Source organism: Mesorhizobium sp. 113-3-3 (genome assembly GCF_016756495.1).
Taxonomy (GTDB): domain Bacteria; phylum Pseudomonadota; class Alphaproteobacteria; order Rhizobiales; family Rhizobiaceae; genus Mesorhizobium.
The window spans coordinates 6,042,294-6,061,170 of record NZ_AP023243.1 but is presented as its reverse complement, the minus strand read 5'-3'; the positions used below and the strand labels follow the sequence as shown (position 1 = coordinate 6,061,170).

At 61.1% G+C, this 18,877-nt stretch carries 14 protein-coding genes; 3 read left to right on the top strand and 11 right to left on the bottom strand.

Translation table 11 applies throughout. The features are described from left to right. The first annotated feature begins 24 nt into the window (after positions 1-24). A complete protein-coding gene (locus tag JG746_RS29425; RefSeq protein WP_202355920.1) occupies positions 25-642 on the top strand; it encodes a general secretion pathway protein GspJ in 618 nt (205 codons plus the stop codon). 21 nt (positions 643-663) lie between these two features. Here the strand turns inward: JG746_RS29425 and gspG are convergent, their stop codons facing one another. From gspG to JG746_RS29375, 10 genes are all read right to left on the bottom strand, one after another. Beyond that, positions 664-1,134, bottom strand: coding sequence for a type II secretion system major pseudopilin GspG (gene gspG, locus JG746_RS29420; protein WP_202355919.1), 471 nt, complete (start codon positions 1,132-1,134; stop codon positions 664-666). Then, positions 1,134-1,628 (bottom strand): prepilin peptidase, encoded by a 495-nt coding sequence (locus tag JG746_RS29415; RefSeq protein ID WP_202355918.1) that lies wholly within the window; start codon positions 1,626-1,628, stop codon positions 1,134-1,136. Before JG746_RS29415 ends, gspG begins: the two co-directional genes overlap by 1 nt. 2 nt (positions 1,629-1,630) lie before the next feature. Continuing rightward, on the bottom strand, positions 1,631-3,757 hold the full coding sequence (gene gspD, locus JG746_RS29410; RefSeq protein WP_202355917.1) for a type II secretion system secretin GspD: 2,127 nt from the start codon (positions 3,755-3,757) through the stop codon (positions 1,631-1,633). 394 nt (positions 3,758-4,151) lie between these two features. Beyond that, complete coding sequence (locus JG746_RS29405; protein WP_202355916.1) at positions 4,152-4,484, bottom strand: hypothetical protein; 333 nt, start codon at positions 4,482-4,484, stop codon at positions 4,152-4,154. A gap of 64 nt (positions 4,485-4,548) precedes the next feature. Then, positions 4,549-5,226 (bottom strand): transposase, encoded by a 678-nt coding sequence (locus tag JG746_RS29400; protein ID WP_202355915.1) that lies wholly within the window; start codon positions 5,224-5,226, stop codon positions 4,549-4,551. Positions 5,227-5,333: 107 nt separating this feature from the next. Further along, on the bottom strand, positions 5,334-5,990 hold the full coding sequence (locus tag JG746_RS29395; protein WP_202355914.1) for a hypothetical protein: 657 nt from the start codon (positions 5,988-5,990) through the stop codon (positions 5,334-5,336). Positions 5,991-6,110: 120 nt separating this feature from the next. Next, entirely contained in the window at positions 6,111-6,788 is a 678-nt protein-coding gene (locus JG746_RS29390) for a transposase (protein WP_202355913.1), read from the bottom strand. 121 nt (positions 6,789-6,909) lie between these two features. Beyond that, a complete protein-coding gene (locus JG746_RS29385) occupies positions 6,910-7,194 on the bottom strand; it encodes a hypothetical protein (RefSeq protein ID WP_202355912.1) in 285 nt (94 codons plus the stop codon). Between the two features lie 40 nt (positions 7,195-7,234). Continuing rightward, the gene (locus tag JG746_RS29380; protein ID WP_202355911.1) at positions 7,235-13,345 is read right to left on the bottom strand and encodes an RHS repeat-associated core domain-containing protein; all 6,111 of its coding nucleotides are present in this window, start codon (positions 13,343-13,345) and stop codon (positions 7,235-7,237) included. A gap of 423 nt (positions 13,346-13,768) precedes the next feature. Beyond that, positions 13,769-14,299 carry a MarR family winged helix-turn-helix transcriptional regulator gene (locus JG746_RS29375; protein ID WP_244730523.1) on the bottom strand — a complete coding sequence of 177 codons (531 nt, stop codon included), beginning with the start codon at positions 14,297-14,299 and terminating at the stop codon, positions 13,769-13,771. A gap of 220 nt (positions 14,300-14,519) precedes the next feature. Between JG746_RS29375 and JG746_RS29370 the strand changes: the two genes are divergently transcribed. Beyond that, positions 14,520-16,049, top strand: a complete 1,530-nt coding sequence (locus tag JG746_RS29370) for an MDR family MFS transporter (RefSeq protein WP_202355909.1) — start codon at positions 14,520-14,522, stop codon at positions 16,047-16,049. 99 nt (positions 16,050-16,148) lie between these two features. Here JG746_RS29370 and JG746_RS29365 read toward each other — a convergent pair whose 3' ends face one another. Beyond that, complete coding sequence (locus JG746_RS29365; protein WP_202355908.1) at positions 16,149-17,471, bottom strand: MFS transporter; 1,323 nt, start codon at positions 17,469-17,471, stop codon at positions 16,149-16,151. A gap of 214 nt (positions 17,472-17,685) precedes the next feature. Between JG746_RS29365 and cyoA the strand changes: the two genes are divergently transcribed. After that, positions 17,686-18,867 (top strand): ubiquinol oxidase subunit II, encoded by a 1,182-nt coding sequence (cyoA, locus tag JG746_RS29360; protein WP_202355907.1) that lies wholly within the window; start codon positions 17,686-17,688, stop codon positions 18,865-18,867. The last annotated feature ends 10 nt before the right edge of the window (positions 18,868-18,877 follow it).

Genomic DNA, 18,877 nt, shown 5'->3' with positions numbered 1-18,877 from the left:
GCGCATCCGGAATCCCCGGCATCGGTGGCGGGTTTTGCGCTCATCGATGTGCTGGTGGGGCTGGCGCTGATCGGCGTCATCACATCGCTGATGATGGTCTTTCTCGGCCAGGCCCGAACGATGATGCGCATCGAAAAGGCGACCGAGTTCCAGATGGAGGTCGACGCCGCATCCCGCTTCCTCGAGACGGCGATCAGCCACGCCGAGCCCTTGCCGCTGTCGAAATCGTCGCCGGACCAGGTGCTCTATCTCAGCGGCGATGGTGCCCTTATCGAGTTCAATGCCGTTCAGGCGATCGGCTTCAAATCCTCCGCATTGCGCGAAATCGTGGTTTCGCTTGCCGATGGTGGCCAGGCCGGTGCCGCTCTGGCCATCGTTCAGAAAACGCGGCGCGGCAACAAACCCGGCGCATCGGTGTCGAGCGAACCGGTGAGGCTGATCGGCGGCGTGAGTGCGATGAAATTCGAATATCTCGACAATGCGCTGGCGCCGCCATCGTGGCTGCCGGGCTGGAATGCGCCGCGGCGGCTGCCGGCCGCCGTGCGCTTCACTCTCTCGGTGGTGCGCGATGGCGCGGCCTATTCATCGCGGGGTTTTGCCCGCCTCGATCTGGCCGGCACCGCACCGCCTCGAACGAATTGAGCGCGCGCTCTTCGACCACCGTCAGTTGGTGACGTCCTGGTCCTCGCCGGTTCCGTCGGGCTTGCCGTCCTTGCCAAGGCTGCGGATGACCACGCCGCTGGCATCGGCCTTCACTTCGTAGGAGTAGGGCCTGCCCCATGGATCCTTCAGGCCGGTTGTCCCCTTGAGATAAGGCCCGTTCCAGCGCGTTTCACCGGCCGGCTGCGCGACCAGGGCGTTGAGCCCCTCTTCGGAGGTCGGGTATTTCGCATTGTCGACATAGTAGAGTTCGAGCGCGCTTTCGATGTTGCGGATCTGCGCCTTGGCCGCATTGGTCCTGGCCGCGCCGAGATAGCGCAGCACCTGCGGCGCCGCCAGCGTGGCGATCAGCGCGATGATGGCGAGCACGACCAGAAGCTCGACCAGCGTGAAGCCGCTTTCGCGACTATCGCTTTCGCCGGCGGATTTGCCGGCGCGGCGGCATTTTTCGGAGAGTTGAAGAAAGCGCATCATCAGAGCAGTCCCATGTCCAGACCTGCAAATTGTTCCAGCGCCCAGCTCGAGCCGAGGCCGATGGCGATGAACGGACCGAAGGCGACGCGGGCCCGTGCCGCCGCCGGCCCTGTCGCGACCACCTGTCCGCCGACGAACAAAAGAGCGCTGGCGCTGGCGATGAACAGCAGCACCGGCAGGAGCAGCGGGCTGATCCAGCATGAAGCGGCCGCCAGCATCTTGACGTCGCCAAGGCCGAGGCCGATGCGGCCGGTCATGAGGAAATGGCCGCGCCGCAGCAGCCAGGCAGCAGCGAAGGTCGCGGCGGCGAAGAGGATCTGCACCGGCAGACCGTTTGCGTCCGCCGCCATCTGATAGAGAAGGCCGATGCAGGCGAGCGCCAGGTTGAGCCCGTCCGGGATGATCTGCCGGCGGAAATCGGTGATCGAAATGGCGGCGAGCACAGCCGCCAGGGCGATCGTGGCGGCAAGCACGAGAGAGGGGTGCGTGGCCATCGTCAATACGCCAGCCTCTTCAAATCCTGCTGCAGCTTGGTGCCGCCGCGGCGCTTCTGGATCGGCGTCTGCAGGCTGATCTTGCCGCGGAATTCGTCGGTCACCTCGCGGGCCTCGTTGATATCACGAACGACATGCGGCCGGATGAAGATAATCAATTCGGTGCGCCTGATGGAATCGTCTTTTTGCTTGAACGCATTGCCGAGAATCGGGATGTCGCCGAGGATCGGCACCTGGCTGCGGTCGACATTGTTGTTCTGCTGGATGAGGCCGCCCAGCGCCAGGCTCTCGCCATCATTGACCAGCACGCGCGTCTGGATCTTGCGCTGCTGGATGGTCGGCGAGTCGATATCGGAACTTTCCGTCTTGGTGACGTTGCTGACCTCCTGCTGGATGTCGAGCATGACCCTGCCGGCATTGTTGATGCGCGGCGTCACCGTCAGGATGACGCCGGTATCCTTCATCTGGACCGAGTTGATGATCGGCGCGCTGCCGTTGCCGGTGTCCTGTGATTGCTGGGTCAGGATCGGCACCTGGTCGCCGACCTGCAAGATCGCCTTCTGGTTGTTGAGCGCCATGATGGTGGGCGCCGAAATGACGTTGACGTCGGTGACCTTGGAAAGCGCGTTCAGCGTCACCTGGATGTTGTCGGTTGCGTAGCTCCAGTTGAAGCCGGGCAGGGTGGCGGCCGCGGCGGCCTTGGCCAGGTCGGTGACGGAGACCTTGGTGCCGCCATTCTCGAAGAACCAGCGCAGGCCGTATTTCAAATCGTCGTTGAGCGTGACTTCGGCGATCACCGCTTCCAGCATGACTTGCGTCGGCAGCACGTCCACCTTGGTCAGGATCTGCTCGATGCGCTGGTAGTCGCGCGCCGTGGTCTGGATCAGCAGCGCATTGTTCTCGACATCGGCGACAACAGTGGCATGGGCGGGCGCCTCATTGTCTTGCTGAGGCAGCGAGGGCGAGGGCCCGGTCAGCGGCGCCGGCGTGACGCCGTCCGACTGCATGGCGATCGGCGTCTGGTCGGGCGACACGTTCGAGCCGCCCGATTGGCCTTCGGTCTTCACCGCGGTGCCGAGAACCGAGCTCAACACCGATGCCAGCTCCTTGGCCGGCCGGTTCTGGATCTGGTAGACGAAGAGCTGGCTTTCATTGGTCTCGGCCAGCCTGTCGAGCTTGTTGATCCAGGTCGCCGCGCGCGCCAGATAGGCCGGGCGCGAGGTGATCACCAGCACCGAATTCAGCCGGTCATTGGGGATGAACTGGATGAGCTTGGCGCCTGGCCCCTCCTTGGTGCCGAAGATCGAATCGAGTTCGGCGGCGACCGCTTCCGGCTTGGAGGTCTTCAGGGGATGCAGCGCCACCGACATGCCGCGCATCCAGTCGACATCGAATACCGAGACCGCTTCCCGAATGGCGTTGAGGTCGCTGTCGCTGCCGGCGACGGTGATGATGTTGCGGGTGGAATCGACGCGCAGCACCGAGCCCTGGCGGGTGATCGGCTCGAGAATGGTCTTCATCTCGTCGGCGGCGATGAATTGCAGCTGCAGCACCTGCACCTTGACGCCGGGCCCGGACGGCGAGGTCGACGGCACGCTGACCGGCGGCGTCGAGGCCATGATCTCGGACAGCGGCACGATCTGGTAGGTGCCGCCGCGGCTGGTGATGCCGGCGGCATTCACCGCCAGCGCCGATTGCAGGATGTCGACCAGCGCATCCTGCGACACCGGCTGCGAGGTCTGCAGCGTCACCGTGCCTTGCACGCGCGGGTCGACGATGTAGTTGAGGTGCAGCGCGTCCCCCAGCACCGCCTTGGCCGCGTCGGCGATCGGCGCATTGACCAGATTGAGCTCGAACTTGCCGGAACCGTCGCTCGTCACCTTGGTGACCGGGGCGCCCGACGACACGAACTGGCCGGTGCCCTGATACTGCGCGCCGTTGAAGCGCTGCGCCGCGCCCGACGCCGAAGTGACGGCGGCAGGCCCGGTATAGCCCGCCCGCAGGGGCGAATTCTTGGCATGCAGGCTGTCGATGGTCTCGGTGAAGAAGTCCTTGCCCGGCGCGGAGGTGCAGCCGGCAACAGCCAGCAGCGTGAACAACACGACGCAATGACTCGGCTTGCTCGACATCCACCCGATTCCCCTGGGGCTTCAGTCTAGGGCTTCTTGCAAGCCGATGTCGGGAATGATGGCGGTGTTTGGGGTCTATCCACAGGGTAGGTGGGGGAGGGGGCGGGTTAGGATGGGAGCGCTGGATATTGGTGGAGGACGGGTGTTACTTCAGGAGACGTGATCTCGCTCAGGACTGCCCCTTGGGCTACAGAGGTGGCGTGGCTTTAACCGTCAGGGAAAAGTGCACTGTCACCGCAATTTGTAGTCTTCGGCGCGAAGAACATTTGAGTGCGCCCATTGCCGCGCTGTGTCACGTGGTGCGGCAGACCGGGAACGACAATGCGGACAAGGCGAGCCATGTGGTCAATTTATACGCAGCGGCAACCATGTGAACAGAGATAAAAGTGCACTGTCACCGTAACTTGCGATCGGATCGCGCCTTCTCAAATGTTTCCAGCGTATCGGATTCCAGATTAATAAGTCTCGCAAGATGATCGATGTCATCAAAGTAGTCCCACAGAATCATAAATCCTTTGTTGTGCGCCATGGGATGAATTTTGAAATCAGCGCCCAAATTCGAATCAACAATGTCGATTTCATCAAAAGACTCAGCGCTCAAACCAAGCATACCGTCTTCAAATGCATAGAATACGGCCCTAGTTCTAAGCCCGAAATCTTCCGATGTGTAAACTGCTATCGCGTACACGTCGTGTGTCTTGTGGCGGCCTTTATTACGGATTTTCATCTTAATACGCCCCTGCAGCGTCAAATGGGTTTAGAGATGTTTCTCGAATTACGGTGACAGTGAATTACGGTGACAGTGCACTAATTTTGCCCCGCCGGCCTCGCTTTCCTGGTTTCACAGCTCTTCCAGTTTGCCCGGCAATCTGGTTAAGAAATGCCTCGCTGCCCAGCGGTCGGCCGATGCTCTCGGCTTTGCGCAGCGCGTCGAAGGCAGCGACGTCCGTCTCGACCAGATCGAACAGCCCGCTCGACGATGGCAGTCGGTCCCTCATTGGCTGCAGATCAGTGACGCCATCGGGCTCACCTGTCAGATGCGCCCGGGCATTTGACCAGGGCCAGTCCGCCGCCTGTTCCACCAGCCCCGCGCGCACTGGTTTCAGTCCGACATAACACACCGCCGACAGGAGGTGGTCCTCGTCCATTGCGACGGCGCCGAAGCGGCCTTGCCAGAAATGTCCGGTTTTCTTTTGTCGCGCATGGATGATGCCGGCATAGGCGCGGTGCACCTTGGCGAGCGCGCGCTGCAGACCGTCGGGGTCGGCCGGCGTCAGGACCAGGTGAACATGGTTCGGCATAAGGCACCACGCCCAGATGCCGACATTGGCGGCGCGGCAATGCTCGACCAGCAGGGTCTTGTAGAGTGCGTAGTCCCTGGGCGTGAAAAACACCTTGGCGCGCCCGTTGCCGCGCTGCGTCACGTGGTGCGGCAAATCGGGAACGACGATGCGAGCGAGGCGAGCCATGCGGGCAATCTACGCGCGGCGATAGACAGGCGAACAGGTAAAAAGTGCACTGTAATTCCGTAATTCAACGTGATGTGGGAGAGGGCACTATCACCGCAATTCCTTACTCACCAGAAAATTCCGGATGAGACAATCGAGTTGCGGATTCTGTCTATGTCAAATCCAGATTTATATATAGCAAGAATTTTCTCGGTGCGCCGATTGTCTGCATGGAAATACCTTAAAACCAAAATTCTTTTATCCAAAGAAACAGCTTTGGCCACCTCACTGTAGTCTATATACCATACAGACTCGTCTATCGATGGCCACTCCTTAACGGATTCGTGTAGCGACTCGATGTCGCCGTCAAAAAAAACGATGCAAGAGGATACAAAGTTTGTTAGTGCGTCGTCATTATCGTCATACTGGAGGTCATCTATTAAAAAAATAGAACAAAGCCTTGTTATTTCGATCGATTTATCTTCTCTTTCGAAATCTATATGAGGGCTATTCTTTATGCCTTTCGAAAGTTTAATGCCTTTCTTGCTTCTAAATTGAGAGCGTGGCGATAAATCGTTCCCGCAAACAATGAGATAAAAGTGACCGCCTATCTGACGATGCACATACTTTAGTATATTAAAGGCCTTGTGATTTGGAAAAGGATCAGCATCAAACTGCCGTTCGGAACGAAGGCTCCACACAGAAACCTCCACACCGTTAGGCATATCAAAATTGAAATTAACACGTCCATCAAAAATATCAGGAGTAAGATCAGTTATCTTCATGGTTTCCTATTTCTTCTCTCCGAAAAAGAAATGATCTCTTAGTTTTTGACCAGCTAGTCCTACGTTGAAGTGCGGTTGCTGATCTCCGACTCCTCCCGCGTCATATTCAGCAGCTTTGAATTACGGTGACAGTGCACTAATTTTGCTCCGCCGGCCTCGCTTTCCTGGTTTCACAGCTCTTCCGGTTTGCCTGGCAATCCGGCCAAGAAACGCCTCGCCGCCCACCGGCCGGCCGATGCTCTCGGCTTTGCGCAGCGCGTCGAAGGCCACGGCATCCGTCTCGACCAAATCGAACAGCCCGGTCGACGATGGCAGGCGGTCCCGCATCGGCTGCAGATCGGTGACACCATCGGGCTCACCTGTCAGATGCGCACGAGCGCTTGACCAAGGCCAATCGGACGCCTGCTTCACCAGCCCCGCGCGCACCGGATTCAGTCCGACATAACGCATCGCCGACAAAAGGTGATCCTCGTCCATCGCGACGGCGCCGAAGCGGCCTTGCCAGAAATGTCCGGTTTTCTTTTGCCGCGCATGGATGGTGCCGGCATAGGCGCGGTGCACCTTGGCGAGCGCGCGCCGCAGGCCATCGGCGTCGGTTGGTGTCAGGATCAGGTGCACGTGGTTCGGCATCAGGCACCACGCCCAGATGCCGACATTGGCGGCGCTGCAATGCTCGACCAGCAGGGTCTTGTAGAGCGCGTAGTCCTCGGGCGTGAAAAACACCTTGGCGCGCCCGTTGCCGCGCTGGGTCACGTGGTGCGGCAGACCGGGAGCGACGATGCGGGCAAGGCGAGCCATGCGGTTAGTCTACACGCGACCATAGCCAGGCGAACAGGGTAAAAAGTGCACTGTCACCGTAATTCCGATTAGGCGATTAGGCCGAGATGGCAAAAAGTCCACTGTCGCCGTAATTCAGAATCTATTCTCGTGGAACGTCAAGAAGTCTAAGTCTCTCCTTTGCCTCGTTAATTGCCTCAATAAGTGTGTCAATATCGATTGTTACGTCATCTACACGATCTGAATTATAAAAATGATCAGTACAGTTATCTATCAATGAAAATACAGATACATCAATATCTTCTTTTGAACGCTCCTGACTTAATATTAGGCCTAGTTTCTTATCTTTGAATATTATCTCAGCAATCAAATTTGTATATGCCCGCTCCGATCCAACGGATATCTCAAAACGTCGTTCTTTTTGCATCAATCTCTCCTAGGCAACGTAAATACAGACCTCTTATGCATCATTCGCTGCTACGTGGGCTTTTTGGCGCAGAATTGTCACTGGGCTTTTCTCCTTTCGGCGACGATGAGGCATCCTTAGAGGTTTTGTCCGAGGGCGTCTCTTTGCTAAGCCGCGGATCCTCCGGCTCACGAAAGCCCTTGAATTTGCCATCCGGTCTGTACTGAACAGCTCGCCCATCGGGTGCGGTAACCGTGATACGCCCTGCCTGATCTACCGAAATCTTTGAACCCGGATCGTCAAGAATGGCATCCAACTCTCGTTGACCCAAATCGTTTATGTCTTCCGCTACACCGGTGGGTCGTGGGAAAACAGAACCTTCTCTCTGTCCGTGCTTTTCTACCGCGCGGCCGGCTTCAGTGCGCCCCCCCTTTGACATTTCTTTGCCAGCCTCGGATAGGGACGCCTTTTCCTCTGGTGTGAGAGCTCGAGGTTCGTCTTTCTTTCCATTTTGATCAGAAGGAGTTGCAGGCGAAACGCAAGGACATTCCGCATCGCCCATTTCTGTTGGTGTCATCACGGCGACGGCAACCCCGACTAGAGGACCGCCCAACCACGCAAGCCCCCTCGCGCCGATACCTTCACCGGCCGCCCACCCAAGAGCGGTAGCCATCTGGTGGCCATTCGCGTCACTCTTGTTCACGGGATCATTCTGGGCATAGGCATAACGGTTCGTGCCAACGCCGGCGAGCGTCGGATCCCAATCATCCGGCGAAATAAACCGTCCCAACACCGGATCCATGTACCGTGCATTGAGATAGAGCAGCCCAGTCTCGGCATCGAAGCGCTCGCCGATATAGGACTTCTGAGTCTGGAAGCCGGTGTTGAGCTGCTCGCCATAGGTGGCGTAGGTGGTGCCTTCGACCACGGCGCCCGACATGTCGGTGACCAGCCGCACCGAGGCCAGATGCTCGCGGTGCAGGAAGTATTTTGCCGTGCCGACCACCTTGATGTCGGGATGCGGATAGCGGGTGTAGATTTCCGCGCCGGGCGTCGCCGGAATGATCTCGACATTGGCGTCGGGATAGAGGGTCGTGGCGAAGCTTGAGGATTTCTTGGCGCGCGCTGCGTCCGGGCCGTAGGCAAGGTTGACGGTGTTGGCGGCAAGGCTGACCGTCTTCAGCCGGTTGGCCTCGTCCCATGTCAGCGTACGGCTGCCGTCCGAGGTGAGATTGCCGTTGGCATCATAGGCCATCGCATTGGCGCCGACGGTGACAGGTGCATGCGGACGAGCAGCACTCGCCGCGGGATAGACATACGTCCCGGCGACACGCGTGCGTGAGAGCATGTTGTCGTTGGCGGCATAGACGAAGGTTTCGTCCAGCGTGTTGTCGCCGAGATTGTCCGCCGAGATCAGCCGGTCGGCATTGTCATAGACATAGTTCCAGCTGCCGGGCGCGGAGGCGCCGACGATGCTGGTGATGCGGCCGAGGGCATCGCGGGTGTATTGCCGGTCCATCAATGTGGCGGCGCCAAGAGCCGTGGTGATGCGCGTCAGCCAGCGGCGTGTCGGCGAATAGGTGAAGGACGTCTTCACGCCATTGGCGTAAGTGATCTCCCTGGTCTGGCCATCGGCCTCGTAAATGATCGAGGTGATGTAGCCGGGTGCCGAGGCAAGCCTGTTGCCGGCGGTGTATTGCAGCGGGGCGGCAAGCGTGCCGAAATCGAGCTGCATTGGCAGATACTGTGTCGCCAGTGTTTGCCCCGAGGCATCGCGCACGCTGGTCGTGGTGTGGGTCAGTGTGCCGATGGTGGCATCCTGGCGGGCGACCTTGCCGAAGCCGTCATATTTGTAAGCCTGCGTGGCCGCTGCATTCTGCGATGTGGTCAGCTGGCCTATGTTGTAAGAGCCGGCGGCTGACTGATCGTAGCTGTTCTGCGTCAGCGTCACCGGGCTGCCGCCAGGAGCGGTGGCCGTCTTTAGCGTCAGCCGGTCCATCTGGTCGTAGCTGAGATTGGTGACGGTGCCCCTGGCATCGGTCTGGCTGATCAGTCGGTTGGCGGCATCGTAGGTGTAGGTCCAGGTGCCGAGATCGGGATCGGTCGCCGACAGCCGGTTGCCGAGCAGGTCGTAGGTGTAGGACCAGGTCGAGCCGCCGGGATCGGTCACCCCGATCAAGCGGCCGAGCACGTCGTAGCTGCGCGTCTCCATCAGATTGAGGCCGCCCACGTCGCGAACGATGACGGCGATATCGCCATGCGTCGACCATGCCGTCCGGGTCTGGTGGCCGAGCTCGTCGGTCATCGTCGTGCCGTTGAGCCGCGGGTTGACGAGATCGACCGTCGCCAGGTTGTGCGCATAGGAGCGCTGGCTGGCATCCGGATTGACCGTCAGCACCAGCCGGTCGGCCCAGTCATAGCTGTTGGTGGTCCACTGCGCGGTATCGCCGACAAAGCGCGGGAAGGCGGTGCGCAGGACATTGCCGCGAAGATCATAGTCGGTGTCGGCAATGCGCCTTGGTCCGGCCCCTGTCTCTCCGGGCGTTTCCACGCGGTAGACCCGGCCAAGGCCGTCATACCAGGAGCGGGTGAAGTCTTCCCCCGCACCATTGGGCAGCGGTGTGTATTTGACCAACGCCTGTGTCGCTGGATTGCCTTCGTTCTCGAAGCGCGTCTTGGCATAGGCGCCGGTGACGCTCTGCGAGACCTGGTAAGGCCGGCAGAACGGATCGTAGGCGAAAGTCTTCACAAGGCCGTTGGGATCGCTCTTGGTGGCCGGCAGGCCGCAGACGGGATTGTAGGTGGCGCTCGAGACGAAGCGCGTGTCGGCTGTCTGGCCGCCCGTCGCAAAGTACCGAGGCGCCCGCTCTGTTGTGGGATAGAGATGATAGGTGGCATCATAGTCCCACTCGGTCTTGTGGCCGAGGCTGTTGGTTGCCGAGACCTTGTTGCCGTAGGTGTCATAGGCAAAATACTGGGTCACCGCATTGGTCAAAGCGCTGAAGCTCTGTACCTGGGTCAGATTGCCCTTGGTCGGCACCGCCCACACGTCGGTCGTGTTGCCGTCATAGAAATTTTGCTTGTAGGCGACATAGGGGTCCGTGACATTGAGCCCGGCATGGGTGCGCTCGACAATCGGGGCCGAGACGATGTAGGCCGAGGTGTTGGGCGAGAAGAAGCGCTCCGTCCAGGTCTCGTCGCCGCTGATATCGGTGCGGCCATAGTCCTTGAGGCCGACGATGTTGTTGTAGGCATCGAAGCCCCGGAAGACCCTGAGCGTGCGCGAGACATTCTCGGTCAGCGTCGTGTCGGTCACCGTGTTCTGCACCGTGTATGGCTTGCTCGCCGTGTTGACCGCATAGGTCTCGGCCACCTGCTTGTGCACGGCACCCGCGCCATCCTTCCATACCGTCAGCGACGGCAGGCCGTAGCTGGCCAGGTCCTGGCGATAGGTGGTTTCGATGGTCGACGGCGCCGTCTCGCCATTGGCCAGCGGTCTGGTCTCGACAATCGAGGCGAAGCCCAAAAACTTGCGCGCCGCCGGATCGTACTTGCCGCCGGCATAGGCGTAAGTGCTCACCGCCGTCTGGCCGCGGCCATCGCTGACCGAAAGCTTCGTCACCGCATGCACCACCTGCGGCAGGTAGTTGTTCTGCCAGGTCGACGACGGCGTGTACTCGACCGCGACCGTGCCGCCGAGCTCCGTGGTAATCGAGCGCAGCAGGTTCGGATTGCCCTTGCCTGCGTTCGAGCCGAACATATGGCTCCAGTCGGTGAAGTCGGGCAGCCCATCGCCGTTGAAATCGCCAACTATATTGCCAGCGTTCATTGCTGCGGGAAGGTAAAAGCGGTCGGCCGTGTAGGTGGACGAGGATGGCCGAAGCGAGTAAACCTTTGTGGTACCAGTGAGGGGGAAGCCAGGATATCCATTGACGTTGGTATCGACAGTGATGACATCCATCCGCCCGTCATTGTCGAAATCCCGCAGGATTGAGACCTTCGCGGGCATCGAACTGGTCGAATAGCTCTTGAAGCCGATCCCGGTGGACAGCCAGATTCCGCTGCTGCCACCATTGTCGCTGCGATATCGGAAGATATCCGTCGCCCCGTCGCCGTTCAGATCGGCCAGGACGCAAGTGCCGTCGGCGCAGTTGATGGAAAACGACATCCCACCGGCCTGCCATTTGCCATTTGAAAGCACGCCTTTCTTCACCGGACCCGCGTACAGCGGCAGTTGTCTGCCGTTGCCCAGAAAATCTCCCACGCCGATAGGCTTGGAGGGATTGCTGTCGACATTGACATTATCAACGCCGTCGCCTTCAGGATCGGCAACGAATGTTGGCGCGTCGGGAGGCGTTGTGAAGGTGCCGTTTGGCAAAGCACTGCAGACCGATTGATAGCCCGCAGGCGGTGTCGGACTGCAGGCCACTTTGGTCATTGCAAGTTGCGCATCTGTCAGAAGCAATGAGCTATATGCTGAGCCGATAAAATAGTAGTGGGCGAAGTCCATTGTGTTCTTAGTGTCGAGGAAGCGACCGGGTTCTGAGAAATCCAAGTCGCCCATAGTCAATCCACCGGATTCGATGACCTTAGTGTCCGCAAAGGCACCGCCGGAGTTAAATTTTATTATCCGTTTGTAGGTCTTGCCTGTGGTGGTGTTCCCTATTGTTTTCTGCTCGGCGTAACGTCCAAAGACTTCGTCCCGACCGTCAAGGTCGAGATCGCCAACCTGGCTTGGTCTGGTAATTACACTTTGACCCCATACGAGTGGCTGATCATAAATAGCCGAGTTCACCGTCCCATAGACCCCATCAGTATTCTGATACGTCATCTGGCCGAGCACCTTCGACGTCCCTCCGGTAATGGTGCCGTCTGCGGCTCCGGTGGCGTCCGTGCCGTAGCGGGTGACTTGAGTCAGCCGCGAGGTATTAGAGAACGGCGCCTGGTCGTAGGTCAGCTTGTAGGCGCTGCGCACCGCGCCGGAGACCGTGACGCCGATCGTCTTGATGCGCTGGCTGGTCTCGGAGATATCAAGCCCATTGCCCATCAGGATCATGTCCGGACGGGTCTCATAGTAGAAGGTAATGCTGGTCCCGTTGTAGGTGACGCTGGCGGGATAGCAGACCGGGCTGGCCGGGCAAGTGTAGCTGTAGGTGACGGTGTTGCCGTTGGTGTCGGTCACCGAGGTCAACAGCCAGCGATAGCTCATCGCAAGGTCATAGGCCGGCGTGCCGGCGGTCGGCGTCAGGTTTGCCACTGCCGCGACAGAGCGGAAGGTCGAGACGGTGCCGTCGCGGTCCGTCACCTTCCATTCATTGGTTGTGCTGTTCAGCGCGATGCGGCGATAGCTCTCATTCTCGGTCGCATGCGTGCCGCCGGTCGCGCAGGAGGGCGAGACCATGCCGGCAGTGCAGGCCACCATCGCCTGGCCGTCGAGCAGATAGATGTCGTTGGCGTCATAGGCAGGCATGCCATAGCCGGGTGTCGCTCGCTCGATGACGTCAAAGCCATCGAGACCCCAGCCATAACCGAGCCAGCCCTGATAGAGACCGCCGGTCTTGGTCTTGCGCGAGGAATTGTAGTTCAGCGCGATCTGCGGCTCGATGCCGTGGAAGGCGGGCATGTCGATGCCGATAGAATAGCCGAGATTGCCGTTGCCGGCCGTCTTCGGCAAATCCACCTTCGGCGTGCCGATCGCTTCGGGATCGCCGCTGTCGGTCGTCGCGGCCGCTGCCGCCACTGCCTGCGCCGCTGGCTCCTCAGGTGCGGCCTCGGTATCGCTGGTCTCGGCCCCCTTGCCGGTTGCCTTCGTCTTGGTGTCGGCAGCCTTGGTGCCATCTGGAGTGCCGGTGCCGTCGGTGGCTTTGGCATCAGCCGGCTTCGCGCCGACCTTGGCCGCCGCATCCGGGCTGCCGGTCGCTGATGAACCATCTCCGGTCGACTGCGCCGACGGCGAGCCCGACGGGCTGCCCGCGGCCTGTCCGCCGGCTCCCAGCGCCGCTCCACCATTGCCGTAACCGGCGGCGGAGTTTCCTGCAGTCGCGGAAGAGCTTTGGCTCTCCTGCGCAAGTGCTGCAATCCCCGCGCTTTCTCTAATATAAGAGACAGCAGAAATATCTGCGCCAACGACACTCGCGGCAAGCACTACCGCGCCAAAAAGCAACCGTTTCATGAGTCCCCCGAGCCAAGTTGCTTATCGTTACTCACCTTTCATTTGGCCGATACGACAGGCTCTCGTCGCAGAGCCAATATCCACAGACATATTTTTGGAGGAGACAAAAGAACACTGCGCAAGGACAGTGAATGCTGGACGGATCGAGCATCTTTCGAATGATGCGATCCACGGTGCTGCATCGCCGGCATGGAAAGGTGGCGGAGAATTCATGGTGTCGAGGCACTGTACTCGGCATTAGCCGAGGGTGGGCACGAACAACTCTTCAACGGCTCCATCGCTTCGGGAGACGATGATCCATGCGCGCGTCAAAGGGTAGCGTGGTCATATGCGCCTCGAGCAATCGCGCGGCCGCTGCGATGTCCTGTCGTGCGCTTCATCGGTTCATGCAAGCTTCGGCTGGCGGTCGAAACAACCGGGCGCCTATACCGGTTCCGTCTCGTCCATCATCTGTTTGACGGCATCGGCGGCCCTGCTCATCCCCGCTTCGTCGATCGCCCAGCCGGCGAAGCGTTCCAGCAGGCGAGCGAACTCCACCAGTTCCTGCTCATCCCATTGCGCCAGCGCCCCGGCGAAAATCCGCCATTTGGTCTGGCGCACCGCCATCACCAGGCGCTCGCTCTTGGCGGTGGGTTTGAGACAAATGCGTCGGGCATCGAGCTGCGAGGCGACGCGGAAGGCGTAGCCACGCTCGACGAGGTCGGCCGAAATGCGGCTGGCGCGGGAGGGGTCGATCCCCATGCGCTCGGCGATGACGCCGATCGTCACCTCGTCCCTTGGGGTGTCGCCGACGACCGCGCTGAGCGCGATGATCGCGTCGAGATGGCTCACTTCCAGCGAGGGATCGATGCGCGCGAGAATCAAACGACCGAAATCCCTGCGCTGGACCGAACGGCGCGCCTTGCTCATCACCGCATCGATGGCGGCGACGGCGTCGGCGGCCGCTTCGGACATGCCATTGCTGCGCGCCAGATCGGCAAGGTCCTGATCGCCATGCGTTTGGTGCAGGGCGGAAAATCGGTCGGGCTTGCCCGGCTCGGCATCGCTGCTTCTCATATTACAGCGCGCTAACAAAAATACATGCCGATGTCAATTGCATGCTGGTAGCATATATTTGATATTGACATATATCTGCCACTGGCACATAAACCGCGCCCAGCCTGCGGAGATCCCCATGACTCTCGACTCGACCCTTCCGGATGCGGCGCCCGCGGAGGCGGAAGCCAGGCCCGACCTTACGACGCTGATCGTCTATTCCGGTGCGCTGATCGCCATGTTCATGGCCACCATCGACATGCAGATCGTCGTCACGGCCTTGCCCACCATTGCCGGCGAACTCGGCAATCTGCATCTGTTCGGCTGGGTCGGCGCCGCCTATCTGCTGTCGACCGCCGCCGTCGCGCCCTTCTACGGCAAGCTCGGCGACATGTACGGCCGCAAGAACGTGGTGTTGACGGCGATCGCCCTGTTTCTGGTGGGTTCGCTGGTCTGCGGCATGGCCTGGTCGATGGAGAGCCTGATCGCGGCGCGCGTCCTGCAAGGCATCGGCGGCGGCGGCCTGATGGTCTCGGCCTTCGCCATGATCGGCGAACTGTTCGGGCCGCGCGACCGTGCCAAATACCAGGGTTACAGTTCGGCGGTGTTCGCGCTGTCGTCGGTCCTCGGGCCCTTGGCCGGGGGCTACATCACCAGCCTGTTCGGCTGGCGCTGGGTGTTCCTGGTCAATCTGCCGGTTGGCATCGTCGTGCTGGCGATCCTGGCATTCGCCATGCGCAGCCGGTTCAACGAGAAGCGGCATAGCATCGACTATCTGGGCGGCTTGCTTTTAGCCATCGGCACCACGGCAATCGTCTATTGGGGCTATCATCTGCTCGACCCCGCCGGGCCGGATTTGCTCACTTTCGCGCTGCCTGTCGTCGCGCTGGTGGCAATCGCCGCGTTCATCCTGGTCGAGCGGCGCGCCGAGGAGCCGATCGTGCCCTTGCGGCTGTTCGGCTCCTCGACGGTGCGCATCGTCTCGGGCGTGTCGGTGGTCGCCGGATCGGTGACGCTCGGCATGTTCTTCTATTTCGCGCTCTATATGCAGACGCTGACGGGGCTCAGTCCGGCCGAAGTCGGCTTCCTGTTCCTGCCGGCTTCCCTGACCTCGATGGTCATCTCGATCGTCGCCGGGCGGGTGATTGCCGCGACCGGCCGCTACAAATGGATGCCGGTGGTGGCGATGGGCATCGGCGGGCTGCTGATGATTGGCTTTGTCTTCATCAATTCGCACACGCCGATCTGGGTGCTGGCGGTGATGATGGGCCTGTTCGGCATCAGCATGGGCCTGCAGTTCCAGGTGCTGATCGTGGCGATCCAGGCGGCAGCACCCCTGCAGGATATCGGCGCGGTGTCGTCGCTGATCACCCAGGCGCGGACCATCGGCGCGTCGCTGGGACTGGCGCTGAACGGCGCGGTGATGACCTGGGCCCTGAACGGGCAGACTTCGGAGCTTCCCGCCAATGCCGCCGCCCTGCTGCCGGAGGGCCTGACCGGGCTGAACCCGCATCTGGCGTCAAGCCTGCCGGCCGCGATCCGCGACGTGGTGCTCGCCCACTATTCCAGTGGCTTCAACGTGATGTTCGTCTGGGTGGCGGCGCTCTATTTCGTCGCCATGGCGCTGACGCTTCTGCTGGAGGATGTCCAGATCCCGAAGCGGGGCTAATGCATGTCGCCCAAAAGTGATCTCGGTTTTGGGAGAGCGACATGCATGAAATCAAAGACCTAAATCGCGTCGCATGAATCCGTTTCAACGCGACGCGCTTTAGTCGGCCAGATGGTCCGCGGCCGGGCGGCGCCCGTCGATCCACAGCGCAAGCAATGTGCAGGCGGCACCTGACAGCAGATAGGCGCCGGCGGCGATGAGGCCGAAATTGCCGGCCAGCAGCAGGGCGGCGAGCGGCGCGAAGCCGGCGCCGAACATCCATGCCAGATCCGAGGTGATCGCCGAGCCGGTATAGCGATGCCGCCGGGAAAAGCTCGAGGCGACGACGCCCGACGACTGCCCGAAACTCAGCCCGAGCAGGATGAAGCCCAGCACCATGAACAGTGCTTCGCCGACGGCGCCGCCGTCCAGAAGCTGCGGGGCAAAGCCGCTGAAGGTGGCGATGGCGATCGCCGAACCGCCGAGCAGCGCACGGCGTCCGACGCGATCGGCCAGCGGGCCCGACGCAACGATGGCCGCGATACCGAACAGCGCGCTCACCGCCTCGATCATCAGGAAGCGCGCCGGCCCCTCATTGGTGAACAGGAACACCCAGGAAAGCGGAAACACCGTCACCATGTGGAACAGGGCGAAGCTCGCCAGCGGCGCGAAGGCGCCGATGACGACGTTGCGGCCCTCTGCCCGGATCGTGTCCCTTATGCGTGTCGGTTGCAGGTCGCCGCTCTCGTAAAGTTTCGAGAATTCAGGCGTGACGACAATGCGCAGCCGGGCGAACAGGGCCACGACATTGATGGCGAAGGCAACGAAGAAGGGATAGCGCCAGCCCCAGGAGAAGAAGTCGTCCGCCGACAGATTGGCAACGAAGAAGGCGAAAAGGGAACTCGCCACGATGAGGCCGATCGGCGCCCCGAGTTGCGGGATCATGGCATAGAAGCCGCGCCGGTTCTGCGGCGCGTTCAGCGCCAGCAGCGAGGGCAGTCCGTCCCATGTTCCGCCGAGCGCCAGCCCTTGGCCGATACGGGCAAGCGCCAAGAGCCACACCGCGATCGCACCGATGTCGCCATAGGCCGGCAGGAACGCAATGGCGACGGTCGACGTGCCGAGCAGGAACAGCGCGATCGTCAGTTTCGCGCCGCGGCCATAGGCGCGATCGATGGCCATGAACAGCACGGAGCCGAACGGCCGCGCGACGAAGGCCAGCGCGAAGATGCAGAAGGAATAGAGCGTGCCGACGAGCGGGTCGTGCGTCGGAAACACCAGCTTGGGAAACACGATGACCGACGCGATCGCATAGACGAAGAAGTCGAAGAATTCCGACGTCCTGCCGACGATCACGCCGACCGCGATATCGCCGGCGCTGACCTGGCCATGATGCGAGCCGATCAGCTCGCTGTTGGTTTCGGCAGTCGAAGTCTGAGCCATCTTATCCGTCGCCACCGCGTGGAATGAACTGTCCAGGACCCAATTCTGGGGATTCCCCAAGGGTTCCATTGTGCACTGCACACTGCGCCAAAGCCATGCCGGCTGGGCATTGGACAAATTGTCCAATGTTACCACAGCGTCGCGAGCAGTAGCCCTTGATCGATACCGCACTGCAACATGAATGGTTGCCGCGGTCCATCGAGGGCAGCGTTTGATGAAACGATTTGGAGCCTTGCTTCTGTTCCCCCTGGCCGGGCTGTTGAGCGGCTGCGATCTGGTCGTGCTGGCACCCGCCGGCGATGTCGCGGCCCAGCAGCGCGACCTGCTGGTGGTCTCGACCCTGTTGATGCTGGTCATCATCATCCCGGTCATGGCGCTGACCGTCTTTTTCGCCTGGCGCTATCGGCAGTCCAACGCCGCGGCGACCTATGCGCCGGACTGGGATCATTCGACGAAGCTGGAACTGGTGATCTGGGCGGCGCCGCTGCTGATCATCATCTGCCTCGGCGCGCTGACCTGGCTCGGCACGCATCTGCTCGACCCCTATCGCCGGATCGATCGCATCGAGCCCGGCCAGCCGGTCACTGAAGCGCACAAGCCGCTGCGGGTCGAGGTCGTGGCGCTCGATTGGAAATGGCTGTTCATCTATCCGGACTACGGCATCGCCTCGGTCAACGAACTGGCGGCGCCGGTCAACCAGCCGATCGACTTCCGCATCACCTCGTCGGCGGTGATGAATTCCTTCTACATCCCAGCCCTTGCCGGGCAGATCTATGCCATGCCGGCGATGGAGACGAAGCTGCACGCCGTCATCAACCGGCCGGGCACCTATAGCGGCTTCTCGGCCAATTACAGCGGCGCTGGTTTTTCCGGCATGCGCTTTGCCTTCCACGGCCTGTCCGGCCAGGCCTTCGACCAGTGGGTGGCGCAGGCCAGGAGCGCGACGGCGACGCTCAGCCGCGACAACTATCTCGAACTTGAAAAGCCGAGCGAGAACGAGCCGGTCCGCCACTATGCCTCCGTCGATCCCGACCTCTATGGCGCCATCCTCAACCTGTGCGTCGAGCGCGGCAAGATGTGCATGAACGAGATGATGTCGATCGACGCCAAGGGCGGCCTCGGTCTTGCGGGTGTGCGCAACACGCTGCCGCTGCAATACGACAAGCTCGCCCGGCGCGGCGCGGTGTTCGGCAACGATCCGTCCTACGTCGCCAGCATCTGCACGGCGGAGGAGGCGGCGGCCGCCGCGCGCGCGGCCAGCGCTGCCGCGCCGACCGATTGGCCGGCCAAAAATCTTTCCCCGCTGCGCGGAGCAGGGCTGCTCAGGCCCGGGGCCGAGAGCCGCCGCGCCGAGGCGGATACGCCGTCGCTCGGCCTGCTGCGGCAAGAATTGTGAGTGACAGAAG